This window comes from Parabacteroides sp. AM58-2XD (assembly GCF_003463685.1).
Lineage (GTDB): Bacteria > Bacteroidota > Bacteroidia > Bacteroidales > Tannerellaceae > Parabacteroides > Parabacteroides segnis.
The window spans coordinates 26,491-50,385 of sequence record NZ_QSDP01000045.1 but is presented as its reverse complement, the minus strand read 5'-3'; the positions used below and the strand labels follow the sequence as shown (position 1 = coordinate 50,385).

At 44.8% G+C, this 23,895-nt stretch carries 18 protein-coding genes and 3 pseudogenes; 15 read left to right on the top strand and 6 right to left on the bottom strand.

What is annotated here, in order from left to right; genetic code table 11:
- Nucleotides 1-130: 130 nt before the first annotated feature.
- The 4 genes from DXA15_RS12415 to DXA15_RS12400 all read left to right on the top strand — a co-directional run bounded on the left by DXA15_RS12415 (nt 131) and on the right by DXA15_RS12400 (nt 2,045).
- On the top strand, nt 131-664 hold the full coding sequence (locus DXA15_RS12415) for a hypothetical protein (RefSeq protein WP_128134232.1): 534 nt from the start codon (nt 131-133) through the stop codon (nt 662-664).
- A 67-nt stretch (nt 665-731) separates the two neighbouring features.
- Nucleotides 732-1,070: a hypothetical protein gene (locus tag DXA15_RS12410; RefSeq protein ID WP_128134231.1), complete on the top strand. Its 339-nt coding sequence runs from the start codon at nt 732-734 to the stop codon at nt 1,068-1,070.
- Between the two features lie 38 nt (nt 1,071-1,108).
- The gene (locus DXA15_RS12405) at nt 1,109-1,621 is read left to right on the top strand and encodes a BACON domain-containing carbohydrate-binding protein (protein ID WP_128134230.1); all 513 of its coding nucleotides are present in this window, start codon (nt 1,109-1,111) and stop codon (nt 1,619-1,621) included.
- A 112-nt stretch (nt 1,622-1,733) separates the two neighbouring features.
- Nucleotides 1,734-2,045 (top strand): HigA family addiction module antitoxin, encoded by a 312-nt coding sequence (locus DXA15_RS12400; RefSeq protein WP_128134229.1) that lies wholly within the window; start codon nt 1,734-1,736, stop codon nt 2,043-2,045.
- A gap of 91 nt (nt 2,046-2,136) precedes the next feature.
- On the opposite strand, the gene DXA15_RS12395 is transcribed toward DXA15_RS12400, so the two are convergent.
- Entirely contained in the window at nt 2,137-3,630 is a 1,494-nt protein-coding gene (locus DXA15_RS12395) for an IMP dehydrogenase (RefSeq protein WP_128134228.1), read from the bottom strand.
- 178 nt (nt 3,631-3,808) lie between these two features.
- Here DXA15_RS12395 and DXA15_RS12390 point away from each other — a divergent pair.
- A pseudogene (locus DXA15_RS12390) lies at nt 3,809-4,515 on the top strand (pirin family protein).
- 82 nt (nt 4,516-4,597) lie between these two features.
- Here DXA15_RS12390 and DXA15_RS12385 read toward each other — a convergent pair.
- The gene (locus DXA15_RS12385; protein WP_128134227.1) at nt 4,598-5,884 is read right to left on the bottom strand and encodes a M64 family metallopeptidase; all 1,287 of its coding nucleotides are present in this window, start codon (nt 5,882-5,884) and stop codon (nt 4,598-4,600) included.
- A gap of 80 nt (nt 5,885-5,964) precedes the next feature.
- Here DXA15_RS12385 and DXA15_RS12380 point away from each other — a divergent pair, with 80 nt between their 5' ends.
- Together DXA15_RS12380 and DXA15_RS12375 are read left to right on the top strand one after the other, a co-directional pair.
- Nucleotides 5,965-6,441 carry a pyridoxamine 5'-phosphate oxidase family protein gene (locus tag DXA15_RS12380; protein ID WP_122327294.1) on the top strand — a complete coding sequence of 159 codons (477 nt, stop codon included), beginning with the start codon at nt 5,965-5,967 and terminating at the stop codon, nt 6,439-6,441.
- A 341-nt stretch (nt 6,442-6,782) separates the two neighbouring features.
- Nucleotides 6,783-8,636 carry a PAS domain-containing sensor histidine kinase gene (locus tag DXA15_RS12375; RefSeq protein ID WP_128134226.1) on the top strand — a complete coding sequence of 618 codons (1,854 nt, stop codon included), beginning with the start codon at nt 6,783-6,785 and terminating at the stop codon, nt 8,634-8,636.
- Here the strand turns inward: DXA15_RS12375 and DXA15_RS26445 are convergent.
- Together DXA15_RS26445 and DXA15_RS12370 are read right to left on the bottom strand one after the other, a co-directional pair.
- Nucleotides 8,620-8,937: an AraC family transcriptional regulator gene (locus DXA15_RS26445; protein WP_233567237.1), complete on the bottom strand. Its 318-nt coding sequence runs from the start codon at nt 8,935-8,937 to the stop codon at nt 8,620-8,622. The genes DXA15_RS12375 and DXA15_RS26445 overlap by 17 nt on opposite strands.
- Nucleotides 8,888-12,562: a two-component regulator propeller domain-containing protein gene (locus DXA15_RS12370; RefSeq protein WP_233567236.1), complete on the bottom strand. Its 3,675-nt coding sequence runs from the start codon at nt 12,560-12,562 to the stop codon at nt 8,888-8,890. Before DXA15_RS12370 ends, DXA15_RS26445 begins: the two co-directional genes overlap by 50 nt.
- A 178-nt stretch (nt 12,563-12,740) precedes the next feature.
- Between DXA15_RS12370 and DXA15_RS12365 the strand changes: the two are divergent.
- The 8 genes and pseudogenes from DXA15_RS12365 (at nt 12,741) to rseP (ending at nt 21,151) form a co-directional block, all read left to right on the top strand.
- Nucleotides 12,741-14,550 (top strand): annotated as a pseudogene (locus DXA15_RS12365) (glycoside hydrolase family 2 protein).
- A gap of 80 nt (nt 14,551-14,630) precedes the next feature.
- Nucleotides 14,631-14,825 (top strand): hypothetical protein, encoded by a 195-nt coding sequence (locus tag DXA15_RS25205; RefSeq protein ID WP_147349096.1) that lies wholly within the window; start codon nt 14,631-14,633, stop codon nt 14,823-14,825.
- A 390-nt stretch (nt 14,826-15,215) separates the two neighbouring features.
- On the top strand, nt 15,216-15,815 hold the full coding sequence (locus DXA15_RS12355) for a DUF4290 domain-containing protein (protein WP_007658975.1): 600 nt from the start codon (nt 15,216-15,218) through the stop codon (nt 15,813-15,815).
- A complete protein-coding gene (gene murA, locus DXA15_RS12350; protein ID WP_128134224.1) occupies nt 15,812-17,116 on the top strand; it encodes a UDP-N-acetylglucosamine 1-carboxyvinyltransferase in 1,305 nt (434 codons plus the stop codon). Before DXA15_RS12355 ends, murA begins: the two co-directional genes overlap by 4 nt.
- A gap of 11 nt (nt 17,117-17,127) precedes the next feature.
- A complete protein-coding gene (rimM, locus tag DXA15_RS12345) occupies nt 17,128-17,649 on the top strand; it encodes a ribosome maturation factor RimM (protein ID WP_128134223.1) in 522 nt (173 codons plus the stop codon).
- A 71-nt stretch (nt 17,650-17,720) separates the two neighbouring features.
- The gene (locus DXA15_RS12340) at nt 17,721-18,593 is read left to right on the top strand and encodes a M23 family metallopeptidase (RefSeq protein WP_128134222.1); all 873 of its coding nucleotides are present in this window, start codon (nt 17,721-17,723) and stop codon (nt 18,591-18,593) included.
- Between the two features lie 4 nt (nt 18,594-18,597).
- Nucleotides 18,598-19,764: a 1-deoxy-D-xylulose-5-phosphate reductoisomerase gene (locus DXA15_RS12335; RefSeq protein WP_128134221.1), complete on the top strand. Its 1,167-nt coding sequence runs from the start codon at nt 18,598-18,600 to the stop codon at nt 19,762-19,764.
- 55 nt (nt 19,765-19,819) lie between these two features.
- Nucleotides 19,820-21,151 (top strand): RIP metalloprotease RseP, encoded by a 1,332-nt coding sequence (rseP, locus tag DXA15_RS12330; RefSeq protein ID WP_128134220.1) that lies wholly within the window; start codon nt 19,820-19,822, stop codon nt 21,149-21,151.
- Between the two features lie 353 nt (nt 21,152-21,504).
- Here rseP and DXA15_RS12325 read toward each other — a convergent pair whose 3' ends face one another.
- Entirely contained in the window at nt 21,505-22,224 is a 720-nt protein-coding gene (locus tag DXA15_RS12325) for a hypothetical protein (protein ID WP_128134219.1), read from the bottom strand.
- Between the two features lie 159 nt (nt 22,225-22,383).
- A pseudogene (gene ald / locus DXA15_RS12320) lies at nt 22,384-23,488 on the bottom strand (alanine dehydrogenase).
- Nucleotides 23,489-23,895 lie beyond the last annotated feature (407 nt).

Genomic DNA, 23,895 nt, shown 5'->3' with positions numbered 1-23,895 from the left:
GTCCGGTCTGAAACCGAACAGAACTTTTAATACTAAACTTATCAAAGAACTCTTTGGCATAGTGGCAGAAGCCGCTTAGCCGATATGTTGAATTTTTAACGGACTATTAAAGAAAAAGAAGTATTATTTAATGGCACTGGCGAGCTTGCTGATGGCCGTTTGCAGTGAAGATATGGAAACGTCCGGTCCGGACGAGGGAAACGGCGGGAAAGACGGCAGGGAACTGACCTTCCTGTTTTCGGGAACAGCACGGGGTTACGTCCCTTACACAAAAGCTGAGGGAGGCATTGCCTCGAATGCGGAAAACGAATTGAGTACGCTTGATATATATGTGTTCGGTGAGGACTCGCTGAGTAGCGCGGATCCCAAACCGGTTGTATTGGAAGAAATCCTGCGAAGTGGTGCGGACGCTGCTGTTGCAGCCAATACATTTGCGCTGACGACTTCGGGGAAAGATAACCTGGTGACTATTTCCGTCGGGGAGGAAAAGAAAAAGAAATTTTATTTTGTAGCGAATGCACGCGGCCAACTGTCTTTGGCTGATGTGCAACTGCATAAGACAGACACGGCTTCGTTTAAGGAAAAACTCGGTAACTCGCAGAAAGACCTGATAGCCTGCCCGATGTTGATGAGCGGAAGTTGCTCAACAGATCGCATTGAGTAATGCTCCCGGACAGGGCCCATTGTTTGCCGGTAGTGAGTGGGACGCTGCCGAGCGGGTATAATTGCCGTTGATCGACTTCTCGACAGTGAGTGGTTCGAATGCCGGGGTTGCTCCGGGTGTGTTCTATCTGTATCCTACGAATAAGACAACGGAAGAGATTAAATTCAATCTGATCGGTCATAGTTCGAGTAGTGAGGATACACAGGTTGTTCCGGTTAAGTTCTTTGATATACAGGGTGCTTCGGTCAGTATTCAGGCCAATCACCGGTATACGGTGCAGGTCGACCCGGCAGGTCGGGGCAGTTTGACTGCCACATTGAAAGTCGAAGACTGGCTTGTGGGCGATACGATGGATGTTCAGACGGATTGGGGAACGATTGGGCTGAGTTGTGAGGATGCCCTTTAAAGATAATAGGCTTACATTCGAGGCGGAAAAGGCGGCGGATGCGGACATTCCAATTACATTGTCTGTCGCTTGTGATGGTGTGGGAATTGGAAAAGGACGGAACTCAGGATTGGCTGGAAGCAAAAGTCGTTACAGGTGAGGGCGGAGTCACTAATTCATTTACCGTTCAAATACTTACAACTAATTATTCAGCCGAACAGCGTCAGGGTGTTATAACCGTTGTAAATAAAAACCAACCGTCTGTTCGTCAGTCGTTAATTGTCGTTCAGAAAGGAAATGAACAGGCTGCAATCACATTCTCAGCCGACCTTTCGTCGATTGGGGGAGCCTCGCTGATTGGGAATGTCTTGAAGATGCCGGCAAGCCAAAAGGAAGCTATAACGGTTCAGGTTGCGACCGGTATTTCCGATTGGAAGCTAAAGGGCGGTTCATATACGGGACTGGCTGTAAGTAAAACCGAAGTTGGACTTTCTATTACTCCAACGGAAAACAAAAGTACAAACAGCCGTACAAATACAATTACGCTAACAGACGGGAGGAGTTGTATTTAAAAGGGGAGACTTCCGATAAAAAACATCGCTTTCAACGAAAGTGGTTTCTGAAGTAGTGGTCACCGTATGTAATATCATCGAATTGTCTAATCATTATAAATAAGAAGCAGATATGGCTACAGTAAAATTGGGATATACACCAACCCATTCCGGAGAAGTGCTTAAGGATGAAATAGAATACCGTAAAATTTCACAGCGGCAACTGGCACAACAGATAGGTATACCCTACAAAGCTCTAAATGACCTGTTGAATGGGCGACGTTCGTTGACCACTGCGACAGCTATGATGCTAGAAGTGGCGCTGGACATCCCTGCTGATTCACTGATGCGCTTGCAACTGAAATATAATATGCAGCAAGCTAGTAACGATCAAACGTTTATGGAGCGTCTAAACCAAATACGTAAGTTTGTCGCTTTGTTGTAAGGCGGTATTTGTATGAGAGAAATATAAATAAAACAGCCGCAAATTTCAGGATAAGAGATTTGCGGCTGTTTTATATATTGATCAGAAATGATTAATTCTGTTCTTTCAGGATCACATCGTGTGCACCACCTTCTACGATACTTGTAGAAGAGACCAGTGTGATCTTTGCATTTTTCTGTAAATCAGGAATTGTGATGGCTCCGCAGCTACACATAGTAGCTTTGATTTTACCTAATGTCAGATTGAGGTTGTCTTTCATTTTTCCTGCATAAGGCACGTAGCTGTCTACTCCTTCTTCAAACTTCAGTGAAGCGGTGCCTCCCATATCGTAGCGTTGCCAGTTCTGGGCACGGTTTGAACCTTCACCCCAGTATTCTTTTACGAAGTTATTGCCGATGCGCAGTTTCTTTGTAGGAGACTCGTCGAAACGGGCGAAGTAACGTCCCATCATCAGGAAGTCGGCACCCATTGCCAGGGCAAGTACCATATGGTAGTCATGTACCAGGCCGCCGTCGCTACAGATAGGAACATAAATACCGGTCTGTTCTTTATATTCGTCACGCGCCTGGGCGACATCGATCAGGGCAGTAGCTTGTCCGCGTCCGATACCTTTCTGTTCACGGGTAATACAGATAGAACCGCCACCGATACCTACTTTGATGAAATCGGCTCCGGCTTTTACCAGATATAAGAAACCTTCTCTGTCTACCACGTTTCCGGCACCAACCTTAACTTTATCGCCATATTCTTTTTTGATCCATTGCAATGTTTCGCATTGCCATTCGGAGTAACCGTCGGAAGAGTCGATACATAATACATCTACACCGGCTTCGACCAATGCGGGAACACGCTCCATATAGTCACGGCTATTGATACCGGCACCAACCAGCAACTTCTTATCTGCACCGGAAAGTTCGTTCGGGTTTTCGCGGTGGTTGTCATAATCCTTGCGGAATACGAAATAGGCCAGATTTTGATCCTTGTCTATGATAGGAAGTGTATTCAGTTTATGATCCCAGATGATCTGGTTGGCTTCTTTCAACGAGATGCCGACTTCGCCGACGATCAGTTTGGAGAAAGGAGTCATGAACTCTTTTACTTTGGTGGAAAGATCGTCTTTTTCGGCCCGATAGTCTCGGCTGGTAACCAATCCCAGCAGTTTACCGTTAGGAGTTCCGTCGTCGGTAATACCGATGGTGGAATGTTCTGTCTGATTAACCAGGTCGATAACGTCGGCCAATGTGTTTTCGGGAGTCAGGTTAGAGTCGCTGGTGACAAAACCTGCTTTGAACTTTTTCACTCTTCTGACCATCTCTGCCTGGCTGGCGATTGGCTGTGAACCGAAAATGAATGAAAGACCACCGTTACGGGCCAGTTCGATAGCCAGCTCAGGACCGGATACCGATTGCATGATTGCCGAAACAAACGGGATATTTAATTCAATAGGAGACTTCTCGCCGACATTGTGTTTGACAAGTGATGTTTTCAGTGAAACATTTGTGGGCACACATTGTTTGGTGGTCAAACCGGGAATAAGCAGGTATTCTCCGAAGGTTCTAGATACATCGTTTAAGTAAACTGCCATATGATTAATATTTACAGGATGAATTTTTGTGCAAAAGTACTGAATTCTGTTCAGATATGTTTTCATTTAGGTGCATTTTTCATACTAATTAAAGGACTATTGTCTGAGGAAGGGAGGCATCGGAACTTTTTCAGCGGATGGAATGTTATATATGTGAATTAAGGAGGAGGAATATTTTATGAAAATGGTAGTAGATAAGGCGAACTCTCGTGGATATGCAAATCATGGTTGGCTAAAACATATCATACATTTAGTTTTGCAAATTATTACAATCCCAAAAGGGTACATTTCGGGATGTTGCGTGTGTTGAACGATGACACGGTTGCTCCGAGCGAAGGCTTTGACACACATCCGCATAAGAATATGGAAGTGATATCCATACCGCTGAATGGCTATCTGCGTCATGGCGACAGTATACAGAACAGTGAGACCATTACCCCGGGTGATATCCAAGTGATGAGTGCCGGTACAGGTATTTTCCACAGTGAATTTAATGACAGTGCCGAACAGCAGCTTGAATTTTTGCAGATATGGGTTTTCCCTCGTGAGGAAAATACAAAACCGAAGTATAATAATTATGATGTACGTTCTTTACTGAAGAAGAATGAGTTGTCGTTGATCCTTTCGCCTGACGGTGAAACACCGGCTGCGATCAACCAGGATGCCTGGTTCTCGATAGGTGAACTGGATGCGGGGCAGATTAAGGAGTATAAACTTCATAAGAAGGGTACAGGCATTTATCTTTTCGTTATCGAAGGAGAAGTGGAAGTGAATAACACAGTGCTTTCCAAACGGGATGGTGCCGGTTTTTATGAAACTGACAGTATTACGATAGAAGTGCTGAAAAATTCCCGGATCTTATTGATGGAAGTTCCGATGAATTGATAGTATCTGATCTTTTGGGTGAATATAAATCTGAAAGAGTCTGAAGGAGGTATGTCAGGAATGGCACACCTCCTTCTATTTTTTAGTAGTCCCTGTCAGACAGGAAATCGATCATCCGCAGGATGGCCCGGCTACAGGCCGGACAGAAGGGGGCATAATCACGCATCATACAATGGTCCATCGGGCGATAGATACCTTTGGATATGTAACCGCCTCCTTCAAATACACCGGGGTTGTCTTTATGCGCATCGTCCAGTGGGGTGGGTACCGGAGTTTTGGCAGGCAAAAGGTCTTTCCATTTGCTGTCGAAATCGACCAATGTGGTGATATTGGGCTCCCAGGGTTCGTATTTCAGATTGTAGAAATCCTGATAGGCGACTTCGGAGGAAAAATACTCGTCGGCCAGTCCGGCAAAGCTGTGTCCGAATTCATGAACGAAAACATGCTGTGTCCGCTCATTATCGGCTGTTCCCACGGCGTAGAAGTTGTACATGCCGCCCCCTCCGTAGGTGTCGGTGTTGACCAACAGGAATATAGCATCGCAGGGAACATTCCAGACTGCGTCGCGGATGGATTTCATATCCGGTGTTGTCAGGTAACGGTCTACGCCGAACGTATAATATCCTGAATTTAAGGCGGTGTTCTTATAGATGCCTTTTCCGGAGATGTCTGTTCCCCGGTCTTCCGAAATCAGGTTGACGGCCCATACATTAAAATCTTCCCGTTGTGTTGTGTACGGAGGTGTCTGGAACAACGATTCCGTGAATTTTTTAGCATCGGCAACGAATTTTTCCTGATCGTCAGCCGTATATCCTTCTGCAATAAAAACCAGGTCGACCTTCTCACTGGAGTCTCCCTTGTATTGGATTTGTGTGACTTTGTTGTCCTTGAGTTTTCCGCGATCGATAAAAATGCTGGCCGGATCGATATCCATTTTCAACAGGGGATGGAATTGCATGTCCGCCTTGTCGTGGGCTGTGATCTCAACTGTTACGGTTGCTTTCGGATAGGGAACCGAGATGCTGTTTGTCCATGCCTGTGTTTCGGTCTTGGCTTGTTCTGTGCTGCGCCACTCTTCAAAAAGCGTATTGAATCCGCGTGAATAGATTAGTTCGTTATTTGATTTGTCGTATATGTTGACGTAGTAACCTCCGTAATTGAATTTGTCAATCAGGTTTTTTACCGGGCCTCCCCATACGGGTTCTTCCCGCAACTGTTGGATAGCGGCTGCCTGAAATTGGGAATTGCCGCTTAAAGCAAAGTCGATCCGTAAACTTTTTTTGGTGAAGTGTTTGTCAAAGTCGCTTTGCGCCAGGCAAGCAAGGCTGCAAAGGCATGTTATCAGAAGCAAGGAAATTTTTGTTTTCATCTTTTGGTGCTTTATTCGGTGTGATTTATACGCGCAAATATACTATTTTTGTAGATTTGCCACTCTAAAATGTGAAAGATATGTTTACGGAAATAAGAAGAAAAGACAGAATACTCGAGAACGAACCCGCCGTCCGGTTACTGGAAGGCGGAGAGTATGGATTTCTAGCTATGGCGGGTGTGAATGGGTTCGGTTACGGCATACCGATCAGTTATGTGCTGGATAACGACGGGCATATCTATTTTCATTGTGCGCAGGAAGGATATAAACTGGAATGTTTGAAACTGAATCCGAAAGTGAGCTTTTGCGTGGTGGGGGAAACGCGGGTTATTCCGCAGCAATTCTCTACAGCCTATGAGTCGGCGATAGCTTTCGGTACAATCCGGATGGATCTGCCGGAAGAAGAGAGGTTGTTGGCTTTGCGCCTGCTGACAAAGAAATATTCTCCCGATTTTGAAGAATTAGGAGAGAAATATATTGCAAAGTCTTTTCACCGGACCAACATCCTGCGGTTGGATATTGAACATATTTCCGGAAAATGTAAACGGATTAAATAAGAAACGTATATAAATAATTAATCCCGGGAAAAAATCCCGGGATTAACCCTCTCTTAGTTATGACGGGACTTTCTTGTGCCATTTCTCTTGGCAAATCCCTTATCGCCTTTTTCCTTTTGACTAATTATATCCCTATATTTTATAACATTACCATGATCATGTAACAAAGTTCGTTTATTCGTTTTACCTTGCCAAACTTATCTGATGGATAATATTTATGAGCTGATAGACTTTGTTTATAACAGGTGGTATTTTGTTTTTAATAAATTATTTTGGTTTAATATAGTCTTTGATTTATAAAGTTTGCTTTTCTTTGTAAAATGATTCAAATCTAAATTGTGATGGGAAACTCATTAGTCGAACAGCAGCTGATAACAAATTTCTTTGTTTACTATCCCAAGGGAGGAGCCTTATACGATAGTGATGGTTTGTTGATTGCTTTAAATAAGGCAATGTGTGAAAAGTTTGCTATAACAGATTTATCAGACTTCCTTTTGAGTAATTTGTTTGAAACGACTTTTCTTTCAGATATGCAAAAGACTTATTTGCGGAATGGGAGTGTGGTCAGCCATAACCTGCCGGTCGGGTTTTCTATTATTCCCGGATTCAGTGAGGATGGAAAGATTATAGGTTACACCTTATTGCTGACCGATCCGAGTCCTAAAGAATGGGATGTTACGATGTATGACCAGAAGATGCGGGAGTTGACCGATATTTCAGAGAAGGTCGCAGAAGCTGTTCCCGACACCATCCTGTTGGTGAATGACAAACTCATTGTAGAGCGGATCATTGCCTATGCTGCCGAAACCTGCATTATCCCCGAAGCTGCCAATCGACGGATTGACGATTTACCCGGTTTTATCTATCCGGATGAAACAAAGAGGAATATGGCGATAGTTGTACAGAAATGCCTGGATACATCGGTAGTTATTAATCTGGATATGTCGATACCCGGTCACAATGCTCCTATTGTCTATTTTAAGTTACGGATGGTACCGTTGCATCATAAATATGTGGTGATTTATATCCGTAACGTATCTGAAGAAGTGGAACGGGAAAAGGAGAACAAAACATTGAGCGGTAAATTGTCAGAGAGCCGGACCATGATGGAACTGGCTTTGAAGAATAGCCATATCACGACTTATTCTTTTAACTTCCATCGTTTTCAGACTTGCGACAAGGAGCATTGTAACCATTGTTTCCAGTTTTACGGAGCCAACAATTACCTGTTGGAAAGAAACAAATACATCTGCCGTGCCTTGTCTAATCTGCGTCACCCGGATGACAGGGAAGACTTTTTCTTGTTATTCAATGAGATAAGGAATAAAAAGCTGCCTGAGTTTGCCGTTAATTTCCGTTTGAAAAATGATGAGGGCGAATATCGGAGCTATGAGGTAATAGGGAGGGCCCTGGAGTATAATGATGACGGTCAGGTTAATCTTATTGTGGGATGCATGGTGGATAACCAGAAATATATAGAATATGAGCGTACCCTGATAGATGCAAAGGAGAAGGCAGAGAATGCCGATCAGCTGAAATCTGCCTTTCTGGCAAATATGACACATGAAATCCGCACTCCGCTGAATGCCATAGTCGGTTTTTCGGACCTGTTATCTATAGAGACGGACCCGGAACTGAGAGAAACGTACATAAGCCTTATAAAATCGAACAATGAGTTGTTGCTGCGGCTGATAAATGATGTGCTGGATATTTCAAAGATAGAATCAGGCATGGTGTCTTTCGCTTATACAGACGTATATTTGCCTTCTGCTATGCGAGATATGTACAATGTCATGCAACTCAGAATGCCGGAAAATGTGGAATTGGTCCTGGATCCGTGTCCTGATATTATGATCCGGACGGATAATAACAGAATGGTGCAGATTCTTAGTAATTTACTGACGAATGCTATAAAGCATACCTCTTGCGGCTCTATCCGTTTTGGGTATACCTTGGAAGGGGATCGTGTTCATTTTTATGTATCAGATACCGGTAAAGGTATTCCGGAGAAGGAGCTGGATCATATTTTCGGCCGTTTCGTACAACTAAAAGGGGCTTATAACGGTATAGGACTGGGACTGGCTATCAGTAAAGGACTGGTGAATAAGATGGGGGGCGAAATTTCCGTTTCATCCAAAGTCGGGGAAGGATCTACTTTCCGTTTCACACTGCCTTTGGCTAACATTCTTTCATAAACTCCGTCGGTGTTTTTCCGTACTGTTTCTGGAAGCAGGTGGAGAAATAGGCCGGAGAGGAGAAACCTGTCCGGAATGCAATTTCGTTGATTCGGTTTTCCCCGTTTTTCATTAGCAGGACCGCTTGTTTCAGCCGTGCGATCTTAATGAATTCGACTGGAGATAAACCTGACAGACCTTTTACTTTCCTGTACAGGCTGGAGGTACTCATGCCCATTTCTGTTGCCAGCATTTCAACGTTCAGCGCATCGTTAGTGATATGTTCTTCCAGGTATGCGTTGAGTTCCGGAGGAAAGATCATCGACTGTAGAAACGGCCAGGCTGGTTGCCGGCGTGGAAGGTGTTTCCTTGTATGTTCTGGTCAGTACTTCCCGGCTTTTCAGCAGGTTTGCGACCTGGGCAACAAGCAACTCTATCGAAAACGGCTTTTCCATATAAGCATCGGCTCCGTTGTTCAGTCCTTTTAACCGGGATTGCAGATTATGCTGGGCTGTCAGCAGGATAAAAGGAATATGGCTGTAATTGACATCATTCTTTACTACGTTGCATAGTTCGAAACCATCCATAACAGGCATCATGACATCGCTGAGGATCAGGCTTACCGACTGGTCTTTCAGGATACAGATTGCTTCTTTTCCGTTGGCGGCTTCCCGGATGCGGTATGTTTCTGCCAGTTCTCTGGCGATAAATCGCCGCATATCTTCCTGGTCTTCTACGATCAGGATCATAGGCTTATCATCATTCTGATCGTCGTTGCTTTCCGTAATGGCGTCTTCCGTATTCTTTCCGGTTGTCAGCAGGTAGCAGTCTTCCTGTTCTTTGGGCAGAGTCAGGATAAACCGGTTCATTCTTTCCGGAGTCTGTGTGTAGTTCAGGGAACCTTTATGAAATTCGGCTAACGAACGTGCCAGAGAGAGGCCGATGCCGCTTCCCTGCTGGTGTTCTGTCTCTTTCAGGCGGTAGAAAGGGGTGAAGATGTTTTCTATTTCGCTGTCAGGGATCAGCATACCGTCGTTGGTAACGGATATGATAAATTCATTCCCGTCTTCCTGTCTCTGTAATTGCAGGGAGATATATTTGTCCGAGTATTTTATAGCATTGGTCAGCAAGTTGTTCATGATCTTGGAAAAAGCCTCCCGGTCGATGAAAGCATAGAATGATTCGTCGGGAATATCACAGGTGAATCTTTTATTCTCCTGTTCTATGACTGGCAGGAACGGTTGCAGAATAGTATGGAGCCAGAGCGTTACGTCTGTGTGTACATAATTCAGTCTGAATCCCCGGCTTTCCGTTTTCCGGAAATCGAGCAACTGGTTACTCAGGTTCAATAACTGCTGTGTGTTTTTCTCTATGATTTGCAGGTTCTCCCTGGTAGACGGATTGCCGTCTTTCGATTTGATGATCTTTTCCAAAGGGGCCTTGATTAGGGTTAGCGGGGTACGTATCTCATGGGTGATAAAGGTGAAGAACTGTATTTTTGCATCATATAGTTCTTTTTCTTTTTTGCTTTCAAACAAGTCCTGGTTTATACGGTGTTTTTCCTCCAGTTTGGCCTTTTTATAATTGTAGAAGAGGACTATGCAAATACAAATAATCACGATATAGACAAAAAATGCCCATCCGGTAGCCCAGAAGGGAGGTGTGATAATGATCTGTAACGATTGTTCGTTGTCCTGCCATAAGCCGCTGCTGTTGGTTGATTTCACTTTGAATGTGTATTCCCCCGGGGAAAGATTGGCAAAAGTTACATTTTTATTCTGGTCCATATAGTTCCAGTCTTTATCCACCCCTTCCAGCTTGTACGCATACCGGATGGCATCCGGAGAGGTATAGCTGAGAGCTACATACGACAAGGTAAATGTGGAGGCATTATAGGGCAACTTTAAAACTTTCGTGTCTTCGATGGAGGAAGTAGGAAGGTTATATTTGTTTTCTTCATTGTCCGGGAGATTGATCCCGGTGATATACATGGGAGGCATAAATGTGTCTTCTTTGAATTGGGACGGGTTGAATGACAGCATTCCGTTGATGGTTCCCATATAGATTGTCCCGTCGGGTGCCTGATAGGAAGAGCTGTAGTTGAATTGTGTTTCATGCAGCCCGTCGGTATACGTATAAGTCCGCATCGCATAGGTCTCCGGATTGAATCTGACCAGGCCGTTTGCCGTAGATAACCAGAAATTATGTGAATCGTCTTCAACAATCCTGTAAACGATATTGCTGGGCAGTCCGTTGTCGGTGGTGATCCGGTTAAAAGACTGTGTCTCTTCGTTGAAAAGGGAGAGGCCGCTTACTGTGGTAACCCAAATCCGGCCTTTTGAATCTTCGAATACGGAGGTCGTATTGTTGTTGCCGATGCTTTCGGATTTATTACTGTTGGACCGGTATTGCTCTACTTTGTTTTCTTTGCGGAGGTAATGGTAAATACCGTTGGAGGTTGCCACCCATATATCGCCCCGGCTGTCCTGGTATATTTGCCTGATAAGAGCATAAATATTATTCCAGGGGCTGAAACTTTCCGTTTGTTTATTGTAAATCATTAAGCCGTTGGATGTACCCACCAGAAACTCATTTTCGCGTGTCTTATAGAAACAAAGGATAAAATTACTGTTGAGGTTTGTTTGGCTGTTTTCCCGTGAATAATGTTTGATGATCTTGCCGGAGGGAATGTCCAGCACATCGATCCCTTTGTTGAATGTCCCGACCCATAGCTGGTTATCGACAGCCAGTAACCCGTGAATATTGGTTGCCGATAGCGGATGGCCGGGATTATTATATGAATAATTGGTGATCTCTCCGGTCCGGGGATTGTAGCAGTTGATCCCGTTATCCTCTGTTCCCAGCCATAGGTTGCCGTACCGGTCGGGCGTGATTTCGCGGATTGCGTTTCCGAGTAGCTGGGGATGTGTTTTGCCTCCGATAAAATAACTGAACCGGGTATACTCCTTTGGCAGGTAACTGATCCCTCCGAAAAAAGAGCCGGCCCATACACCTCCCTCACGGTCTTTGGTGAGCGAATAAACGGCGTTGTCGGCAATGGCGTATTCGTTTGTCAGAGATTTTCGTAGGTTTGTAATTGTTTGGTCCTGTGTGTTGTAAATGTAGATGCCAGATTCCGAAGCAATCCAGTAGATGGTAGTATTGTATGGGATGATGGCACGGACCTGTATTTCCGGGATTATTGTCACGACACGCTGATCCTGATATTTGTAAAGCAGAAGTCCGGCCTGGTTGGTGCCGCCCAGAATACCCAGGCCGGGAATCTGGCATACCGCTTGCAGGGCGATCTGGTTGCTGATCTGCGTTTCATTCAGGAATGGGATCTTCTGAAAGTTATCTGTCTCGGCCTTGTAGGTATATATAGATTGCCTGTCAGAAAAAAGAGGTTTCCCGTCATTTGTCAGGGTAATAATAGCCGGATGGAAAAAATCTTCTGCCGGATAAGTTCGTGAACTGCTGTCTGCCGGATTATAGCGGATAATCCGGTTATAGTCGATAAACCAGTGATTCCGGTCTTTGTCTTCCGTACCGGCAAAAAATGATTCGGACTCATTTTGTCCGGACGATAACCGGAACGGATGGAATGTATCCGTCCTGTAATCGTAGTAACAGGTTCCTCTGGCTGTAAAAATCCATATCTTTTCGTCGGAACTTTCAAAAAGGTTGACGATACAATCGTTGGGCAGGCTGTTCGGGTTGTATGAATTGTGCCTGTATATTTTAAATGTATGTCCATCGAAACGGTTCAATCCGTCTTCGGTACCAAACCACATGAATCCCCGCTGGTCCTGTAGGGAGCAATAAACCGTGTTATGCGATAATCCCTGCTTATTGTTGTAATGCCTGAAATGCGGATCGTTGGCATATCCGGGCAGGCAGAGCAACAATATAAATAAACAGGCGGCCAGCAGCGGTATTTTCTTCATATCGATTGATAATAGTGTTTCTCGAAGGCAAAGCTAATAAATAAATAAGAAAAATAAGCCAATTATGGTTGTTCTGAATGATATTTGAAAGCATATGCCCGAAAATTGAAAGCCTTTATGCTTGAGAAAGAGTTTCTTTGCTCAAAAATAACGAATGGTAACTTTAATATCCGAGAACATGAAGAAAGCAGTATTGGTATGTTGTGCTTTGGCACTTACTGTATGTGCGCAGGCTCAGTGGAAGCCGGCAGGTGATAAGATCAAAACTAAATGGGCGGAACAGATCGACCCCCAAAACGTATTACCGGAATATCCCCGTCCGCAACTGGAACGTACGGACTGGGTAAATCTGAACGGTGAATGGGAATATGCCATTAAACCGAAAGGGGAGGTGGAACCGAACTCGTTTGACGGGAATATCCTGGTTCCCTTTGCAGTGGAATCTTCCTTGTCCGGTGTTCAGAAAGAAGTAGGAGAAAATAATGAATTGTGGTATAAGCGTTCATCACTGTTCCGGCGAACTGGAAGAATAAAGATGTGGTACTTAATTTCGGTGCCGTAGACTGGAAAGCAGATGTGTTTATCAATGACATTCTGATTGGCTCTCATCAGGGTGGTTTTACTCCTTTTTCATTTAATATCACTCCTTATCTGACCGGAAAAAGTAATCAGAAACTGGTTGTACGTGTGTGGGATCCGAGCGATAGAGGCTATCAGCCACGCGGGAAACAGACCTCTAATCCGGAAGGCATCTGGTATACCCCTGTTACCGGAATCTGGCAGACTGTGTGGTTGGAGCCGGTAGCCACCAATCATATTACTTCGGTAAAGTCGATCCCGAATATTGATAACGGGACGATGAATGTAACGGTAGGTACTTCGCAGCCCTGCAATACGGCTGTTGTCGAAGTCAAGTTGCTGGATAAAGGACAGGTTGTTGCTTCGGCAAAAGGTATCCAGGGAAAAGAACTTCGCCTGGCTGTGCAGAACCCGACTCTTTGGGATACCTCCAATCCGTATCTGTATGATATGAAAGTATCGTTGACGAAAGATGGAAAAGTAGTGGATGACGTGAAGTCATATACGGCTTTCCGTAAAATATCATCCAAAAGGGATGCGAACGGGATTATGCGTATGCAGTTGAATAATAAAAATCTTTTCCAGTATGGTCCGTTGGATCAGGCTGGTGGCCGGACGGATTATATACGGCTCCGACGGATGAGGCTTTGCTGTATGATATCGTTAAAACAAAAGACTGGGGTTTCAATATGATCCGTAAGCATGTGAAAGTGGAACCGGCCCGTTGGTATTATCATTGCGATAAGGAGGGTATGCTGGTTTGGCAGGATATGCCGAGCGGTGATATGGGGAATCAGTGGGCACCTCATACTTATAATGGCGGAACGGATAAAGAACGTTCTTCCGCATCGATTGCGAACTACTATCAGGAATGGAAAGAAATTATGGACTTATGTGTATCCCATCCGTCCGTTGTCGTATGGGTTCCTTTTAATGAGGCATGGGGACAGTTTGATACCGAAAAAGTGGCTGAATGGACAAAGAACTATGATCCTTCCCGCCTGGTAAATCCGGCCAGCGGAGGAAACCACCGGGCTTGTGGCGACATTCTCGACCTGCATAATTATCCGGGGCCGAGCATGTTCCTGTTTGACCCGCAACGGGTAACAGTGTTGGGTGAGTACGGTGGAATAGGTCTGCCATTGGAAAACCATTTGTGGTGGAATAAACGCAACTGGGGATATGTCCAGTTCAAGAACAGCGATGAAGTAACAGCCGAATATGTAAAATATGCCAACGAACTGAAAGAGATGGTTGACCGTGGTTTCTCCGCAGCCGTTTACACCCAAACGACAGATGTGGAAGGCGAAGTGAACGGCCTGATGACATACGACCGTAAAGAAATCAAGATAAACGAAGCTGCCGTGAAGAATGCCAACCAGGCGGTGATTAACCAATTGTCAAAGTAACCAGATAAATAATTATTTGTCCCTATATCTGTAAAATCGGGTATAGGGACATTTGTTATTATGTATTTATAATTATCTTTGTGGAAAATCAGATATATGATATGACACAAGCTAAACAGTACCCAAAACCGGAAGAGAAGTCAAAGAAGGTCTCTGAACCAGTTATTTCTCTTTATGAGTCAGTTTCTACGCAAAAGAATTTGACTTCAGCCATTACTGGCGAAGAATTGTTGAACCGTCTTCGCCCCAGGATAAAAGCCTTGTTTGATAAATGAAAGTCTTGTTCTTACCAGATGTGGAAGAATATTTGTTTGAGTTGATGGATATTCTTTATCAGAAGCAATATTTCAGTTATTATGATTCAGCGATATCTTATGTCGAAGATTTGGTAAATAATATACAGGATAGTTTATGTGTAGAATTAAAGAAAAAGGCTCCGGAGTACTTTTCCCGATATGGAAAGGATATGTATTATGTGAAATATAAAAAGAATCACAACACGCAGTGGTATGTATTTTTTACAATTCATGACGATGTCTGTTTAGTTCGTTATATTACTAATAATCATGTATGTTCCCAACACTTATAGAACCTTTATACAGTTTGAGAGTATCTTGTGTAAATCAATTAAAATAAGTACATTTGCCGGATAAATGAATATGATAATGAAATATAATACAGAAGAAAAGAAATTGGTTATGCCCGAATACGGACGCAATATCCAGAACATGGTTGATTATTGCGTTGCAATAGAGGACAGAGAAGAACGTAAACGTTGTGCCAATACGATAATCAACATCATGGGAAATATGTTTCCCCACCTGCGTGATGTAAACGATTTCAAGCACATTTTGTGGGATCACTTGGCTATCATGGCAGATTTTAAGCTGGATATCGACTATCCTTACGAAATCGTGAAGAAGGAAAATTTATATGCCCGTCCTCCCCGTATCCCTTACAATAACAACCGTATCCGCTACCGCCATTACGGAAAGACATTGGAACTGATGATCCGTAAAGCAACGGAACTGGAAGCGGGAGTGGAGAAAGATCAGCTTATCAAACTGTTGGCTACCCAGATGAAGAAATCTTTCCTTACCTGGAATAAAGAGTCGGTAGATGACCGTAAGATATTCAAAGACCTGGACGAACTGTCAAGCGGTAAGATCGTTTTGGATGAAGAAGTTCATAAATTAGCAGAAAGCCGCGATATCCTGGCTCGGAATAATACTAACAAAAAGAATTATCCCCGTAAAAGCCGATGAGTTCGTTTGTTATAGAAGGTGGTTATAAATTATCCGGTGAGATCACTCCGCAAGGAGCCAAGAACGAGGCGCTGGAAGTGATCTGTGCCGTATTATTGACTTCGGAGAAAGTAACGATCCACAATGTCCCCGATATCCTGGACGTGAATAATCTTATCCAGCTATTTCGTGACATGCAGGTGAAAGTGGAACATCCTGCTGCCGACACCTATACCTTTCAGGCTGATGCCATCGACCTGGATTATCTGAATACGGAAGACTTCCTGCGTAAAAGCGGGTCGTTGCGCGGTTCGGTGATGATCGTCGGTCCGCTGGTAGCCCGTTTCGGAAAGGCACTGATCCCGAAGCCGGGAGGTGATAAGATCGGACGCCGCCGCCTGGATACGCACTTTGTCGGTATCCAGAAGTTGGGCGCTTGTTTCAGCTATGATGCCGAACGCCAACTGTATGAAATCGAAGCCAAACGTTTGAAAGGTGCTTATATGCTCCTGGATGAGGCTTCAGTGACCGGTACTGCCAATATCCTGATGGCAGCTGTGCTGGCCGAGGGGAAAACTACCATTTATAACGCAGCCTGCGAACCCTATTTGCAGCAATTATCGTCTATGCTCAACCAGATGGGTGCCCGCATATCGGGGGTAGGTTCTAATCTGCTCACCATCGAAGGTGTCGAGTCCCTGGGAGGAACTACCCATACCATTTTGCCGGATATGATCGAAGTCGGCAGCTTTATCGGTATGGCAGCCATGACAGCATCGGACATCACCATAAAAAATACCGGATATGACAAGCTGGGAATAATCCCCGAGTCGTTTCGCCGCCTGGGTATCACTGTCGAACAGATAGGCGATGACATCCATATTCCTACACACGATTCTTACGAAATAGATACCTTTATCGACGGTTCTATCATGACAATAGCCGATGCTCCCTGGCCGGGACTTACGCCTGACTTGCTGAGTGTCTTCCTGGTGGTTGCCACCCAGGCTGTCGGTAGCGTGCTGATCCATCAGAAGATGTTCGAGAGCCGCCTGTTCTTTGTGGATAAGCTGATCGATATGGGGGCGCAGATCATCCTTTGTGACCCGCATCGGGCTACGGTGATCGGTTTGAGTAACCGTTTCAAACTACGCGGTTCCAATATGGTATCTCCGGATATCCGTGCCGGTATCGCCCTGCTGATTGCAGCGATGAGTGCCGAAGGAACCAGCCATATCCATAACATCGACCAGATCGACCGTGGATATCAGAATATCGATAAACGTTTGAATAACATAGGAGCCCGTATTACCCGGCTCTGACATTCTCTGTTATGATAAGAAAAGAAGAAGTTTTTAAGATAGGGCAGTTTGCCAAGCCTCACGGGATAAAGGGAGAAATCTCGTTGGTGACCAACTGTGACCTGTTTGATGATGTCGAAGATCCTTGTATTATCTGTGAAATGGATGGTATCCTGGTGCCCTTTTTTATTGAGGAATACCGTTACAAGACCGATACTGTCATGCTGGTGAAGCTGGAGAATGTAGACGACGAGAAAGCCGCCCGTGAGTTTACGAACCGTGAAGTCTTTTTCCCGTTGGAAGATGCAAATGAAGAAGATTTGGTGGGCGACATGTCATGGGACAGCTTTATCGGATATACTGTGATCGACGAGCGTCACGGGGAACTGGGCAAGATCACCGACGTGGATGAAACGACGATCAATGTACTTTTGCAGATCGACCATCACGGCAATGACCTGCTGCTTCCGGCTGCCGAAGAGTTGATAACGGCTGCGGATCATGAAAACAAAACACTGCGGGTATCCGTTCCCGAAGGTCTGCTTGATTTATAATAACGTTAATTAGAGTAAACAATGCCTGTGTAGATACGGTTTTTGTTACTTTTGCGTTTTAACATAAAAACATGGCACGAAAACAACGAAAGAACAATAAGAAATCATTCTGGCACCGGATAAGGTTTAAGTACAAGCTGTCTTTTTTCAATGAAACGACGCTCGAAGAAGTATGGTCTTTTCGTTTGTCGCAATTGACGGCATTTCTTACCCTTGCTTTGTTTGCTTTCATACTGATCGCTTTCACTGCGTTGATTATCATTAAGACACCGATACGAAATTATTTGCCGGGTTATCTGGACGTGGAAATACGTAAGGAGATTGTGGACAATGCGTTGCGTGCCGATTCGCTGGAGAGAATGATCTCTATCCAGTCGCTTTATCTGGAAAATGTAGCCGGTATCCTGTCCGGTACGATCGAACTCGATTCTATCCGTCAGATAGACTCCCTGGCCCATGTGGATGCCAATTATGAGATTCCCCGCAGTAAATCGGAAGAGAAGTTTGTAAAGAGTTTTGAGGAAGAAGAAAAGTATAACCTGACGGTGCTGAATCCGAATCCGGTTCCTACCGACGGTATCTTTTTCTATAAGCCGGTAAACGGTGTGGTCTCTTCGCATTACGAGGCGGATGCCCGTCATTTCGGGGTAGACCTGGTGGCTGCTCCGAAAGAAAGCGTACTGGCAACTCTGGACGGAACGGTGGTATTCACTGGCTTTGATCCCAATTTCGGAAATGTGATCCAGTTGCAACACAAGAACGGATTCCTGTCCGTTTATAAACATAATGAATTATTGCTGAAAGAGATTGGCGACCACGTTGTTGCCGGCGAAGCGATAGCTTTGGTGGGAAACACGGGGAAACTGTCTACCGGTCCGCATCTCCATTTCGAGTTGTGGTATAAGGGTATTCCGGTCAATCCTGAAGAATATATAGCTTTTTAAATCGATGAAAAGAAGTTTAGCCATATTAGGTTCTACCGGTTCAATCGGGACACAGGCTTTGGAGGTGGTCAGCGAACATGCCGACCTGTTTGAAGTATATGCTCTGACCGCTAACAACCAGGTAGATTTACTGATTAACCAGGCACGAAAATATATGCCCGAAGTGGTCGTTATCGCCAACGAACAGAAATATCCCGAATTGAAAGAGGCTTTGGAAGATCTGCCGATCAAGGTGTGGGCTGGTTCGGACGCTATCGCCCAGGTGGTACAGTCGGAACCAATCGATATGGTGCTGACAGCCATGGTCGGATATTCCGGCCTGAAACCGACGATTGCCGCTATCAAGGCAGGCAAAGCCATAGCGTTGGCAAATAAGGAAACATTGGTGGTGGCCGGTGAACTGATTACCTCGCTTGCCACGGAACATAAAGTGCCGGTGTTGCCGGTCGATTCTGAACATTCCGCCATTTTCCAGTGTTTAGCGGGAGAATGGGAGAATCAGGTGGAAAAGATCCTGCTTACCGCATCCGGTGGTCCGTTCCGCACGAAGACGATGGAGGAACTGGCAGTGGTCACCAAGGCACAGGCGTTGAAGCATCCGAACTGGAGCATGGGAGCAAAGATTACGATCGATTCGGCTTCTATGATGAACAAAGGCTTTGAGATGATCGAAGCGAAATGGTTGTTCGGTGTAACACCTGAACAGATACAGATCGTAGTGCATCCGCAGTCGGTTATTCATTCGATGGTTCAGTTTGAAGACGGTGCCGTGATGGCTCAGTTGGGTATTCCGGATATGAAGTTGCCGATCAGTTATGCGTTTTCTTATCCGAAGCGCCTGACGAGTAAGGCTCCCCGGTTGGATTTTAACCTCTATTCCACGTTGACGTTCGAGGAACCCGATATGACACGTTTCCGTAACCTGGTTTTTGCGTTCGATGCCATTCGTACGGGAGGAAATATGCCGTGTATCCTGAATGCTGCCAACGAAGTAGTGGTAGCTGCTTTCCTGCGCGACGAAATAGGTTTCCTTCAAATGAGCGATGTGATTGAAAAGACGATGGCAACCTCTTCTTTTATCGCAACGCCTACCTATGAAGATTATGTTGCGACAGATGCCGAGGCACGTAGGGTAGCGGCTTCGGTCATGAATACGATAGCCGGGAAATAAACCGGGAAAGGTTATATGAGTAAAAAGAAATAAATTAATACAGACAAACAAATAGATGGAGACATTTTTAATTAGGGCGTTACAGCTCATCCTGAGCTTATCGATATTGGTCCTTGTACATGAGTTCGGACATTTTCTTTTTGCCCGTATTTTTAAGGTGCGGGTAGAGAAGTTTTATCTTTTCTTTGATGCCTGGTTCTCACTGTTCAAATTCAAGCCGAAGAACAGTGATACGGAATATGGCATCGGTTGGTTGCCTCTAGGCGGTTATTGCAAGATATCCGGTATGATCGACGAAAGTATGGACAAGGAAGCGATGGCACAGCCTGCCAAACCGTACGAGTTCCGTTCCAAGCCGGCCGGTCAGCGTTTGATGATCATGATCGCAGGGGTTTTGTTTAACTTCCTGTTGGCGTTGTTTATTTATTCGATGGTGCTTTATACCTGGGGCGAAACTTATTTGCCTCTGAAAAATATGAAGCATGGCATGTATTACAGCGAAGCATTTCAGGAGGTAGGTTTCCGTGACGGTGATATTCTGTTGAAGGCCAATAATGAGGAATTGGATCGCCTGGATCAGGCCAGCTTCCGTAAGGTAGTGGAAGCAAGTAATGTAACAGTCTTGCGTGATGGTGTGGAAACGGTTATTCCTATACCGGAAGATATGATGCAGCGTTTTATGCGCGAAGGAAAAGGATTTGCCAGTCCGGATCGTGTACCGATGGTTGTAAAGAAACTTTCCGAGAAAGATTCGCCTGCTGCTACTGCCGGTTTGCAACCGGGAGACAGTATTGTCTCGATTAACGGCCAGGCAACCCCTCTGTTTGAAGATGTGGCTAAAATGCTGGATCAGAATAAAGGAAAGGATATTACTTTGGGATTTTACCGTAACGGAATGGAACAGTCGGTCGTTATCCAACCGGATACGGCGGGTAAGATCGGTGTTTATCTGATGAGCAAAACGGATTTATACCCGACGGTAACCCGTACTTACGGCTTTTTCGAATCATTCCCTGCCGGTGTCAGACTGGGTATCAATACCTTGAAAGGCTATGTGAACGACATGAAGTATGTATTCACCAAGGAAGGCGCTTCGAGCCTGGGCGGCTTTGGTACGATCGGCAGCATTTTCCCGACAGTTTGGGACTGGCAGGTGTTCTGGATGCAGACAGCCTTCCTGTCAATCATCCTGGCCTTTATGAATATATTGCCTATTCCGGCATTGGATGGCGGTCATGTGATGTTCCTCTTGTATGAGGTGATTGCCCGTCGCAAGCCAAGCGACAAGTTCCTTGAATATGCCCAGATAACTGGTATGTTCCTGCTTTTCGCTTTGCTGATCTATGCAAACGGTAATGATATATTCCGCTTCTTCTTCAAGTCCTGAAAGGGATAGGTTACAAGCGGTCGATATTTTCGAATAAATATCCGGAAACTATTCCGGTGAACAGGCAGGCATCCTTCAATGAGTAAGCACTCGTTAAAGGATGCCTGCTTATTTATTTATTATTTTAGCACTATAGTGTCGGGTAGGATAGGACTATAGTGTTAAAGGTTGTGGTACTATAGTATGATGAAAACTAGCACTATTGTGCTACTATGGTTTTAAAACGGATCGTTAAACAGGATAGTCAGGGGGAAGGGAATACAATAGAATGGAGGTTATGAAACCAAAATAAAACCCCGAACTAAAAGAAGTCCGGGGTCTATGAATGTTTTAGTATTTACTTTTGTAATTAATTATTTAGCTAATGTTTCGTTGATGGAATCAAGGATTTTCTTGGCGTTAGCATTCGCTGCATTAAGAGCTACTGCCTGTTCCATATATTCTTTTGCCTTTTTCATCTGAACGTCTGCCTTATCTTTTTCAGCTTCATATTTAGCTGGGTCGGTAGCGGCTGCAAGAATCTTGGCTCCTTCGTTGTAATACATGGCACCTAAGCTATACAAAGCATTTTCTTTGTATTTGGGATTGCTCACGATCAGCACGTCTTTGTATAATTCTTCAGCATCAGCAATCTTTCCACTTTTTTGTACAGCCTGGCCTTGTTTCATGCAATATACATAAAGCAGTTTTTCCAGATTTGCATCACCCGGTTTAGCTTTCAGGCCGGCTTCAACGGTTGCAGTAAATTCGGGAGCTTTATTCAGGTTGCGCAATGCCATTGCTTTACCTGTATAAGCGTCATCAATGTTTTTGTTCTTTTGAATAGCCAGATCGTAGTACTTTACAGCATCTTCATACTTTTTTGCCTGGAAAGCGGCAAATGCACAGTTGAAAACACGGTCTGCATCTTCATTGTTTGTTTGTTTCAGGAACCCGTCATACTTTGTAAAAGCTTCTGCATAGTTCTTTGCTTTCAAGGCAGCATCACCTTCATCACGCAGTTTATCAGCGTCTTGTGCAAATACGTTTCCAATACTCAGGCAAAAAGCCAATAACAAAACAATTTTCTTCATGGTTGTTAAACGATTTAATTTTTATTATTAGTTGCGCTAAGGTAGTAACCTCAATAAAAGTATCAAAGCGATTTTACATTTTTTTGTAATTATAAAGGAAAGAGAGGGAGTAATTGATTTATCAAAGTTGGATGAAACCAGGGGAGAAGAGGTGGTAGATTATAATACCACCGGATAACAAGGTAATCCGAACGCTTCGGCAACGGCGGGATAGACAATCTGTCCCTCAATGATGTTCAATCCGGGATAGAGTGTCTTATCTTCTTTGCAGGCTTCTTTCCAACCTTTGTCTGCCAGTTCCAGCACGTAGGGGAGGGTAGCGTTGGTCAATGCCAGCGTGGAAGTCTGGGGCACGGCACCCGGGATATTGGCTACGCAATAATGTACGATACCGTCGACTGTGTAAACGGGATCGGCATGGGTTGTCGGATGCGAAGTTTCGAAACAACCGCCCTGGTCGATCGCTACGTCTACCAATACACTGCCGGGTTTCATCAGTCCCAGCATCTCTTTTGTGATCAGATGAGGTGCCTTGGCTCCGGGAATCAGGACGGCACCGATCACCAGGTCGGTCGCCGGAAGTTCCGTTTCGATGTTATGCGTAGAAGAATATAAGGTCCTGACATTGGCGGGCATGACCTCTTCCAGATGGCGCAGGCGTGGAAGTGAGATGTCGCTATTGTCACGTCGCACCCATTCCGGCTGCCATCAGCGCGGCATTATAGCCAACGATACCGCCGCCGAGTACCAGTACGCGGGCAGGTTTCACTCCCGGTACGCCACCCAACAGGATGCCTTTGCCTCCCTGGGGTTTCTCAAGGAAACGTGCGCCTTCCTGTATCGACATGCGGCCGGCGACTTCGCTCATAGGGATTAATAAAGGAAGTGTACCGTCCGGATTTTCAACCGTTTCGTAGGCCAGGCAGACGGAGCCGCTGTCCATCATGGCAAGCGTCAGCTTTTCGTCCGAGGCAAAATGAAAATAAGTAAAGACCAGTTGTCCTTTCCGTACTAAAGGATATTCTACGGCAATCGGCTCTTTTACTTTCACGATCATTTCAGCAGTCTGGTAGACGTCGTTGATCGACGGGAGAATCTTTGCTCCGACTGTCTCATAGGCTGAATCTGGAAAACCGCTGTTCTCACCCGCAGTATGCTGCACATATACGGTGTGTCCTCTTTTTACCAACTCTTTTGCTCCGGCAGGCGTAAGCGCTACCCGGTTCTCATTGTTCTTGATTTCTTTAGGAATTCCGATGATCATAATGTTAGTCTTTAATAGTTATTATGCTGCAATGTACAGAAAAATATGACATTATGCTGTTATAAATCTCTTTTTATTACTTATTGACAAAAATAATAAGATGGTAAGAGATGGCTGAAGTATAGAAATAATTGAACTGTCTGTTTATAGTGACAGGTTGTACCTGTCTCCCCTCTTGAGAGGGGGTAGGGGGTGTGTTAAAGCCAGTCAATAAAACAGGCTTTGTTACAGGTTCATTTGCCGTCTGCTTCAGCTGACGGATTAGTAAAGGATCTATCTTATTGGACTTTAGTCCCATTTCTTACAGTTTTCTATCTAAGAGAAATGTGGCTGAAGCCAAAAAAGAGAAACAGCTTTTAAACCGTCAGCTGAAGCAGACGGCAAATGAACCTGCAATAGTCAAGTGA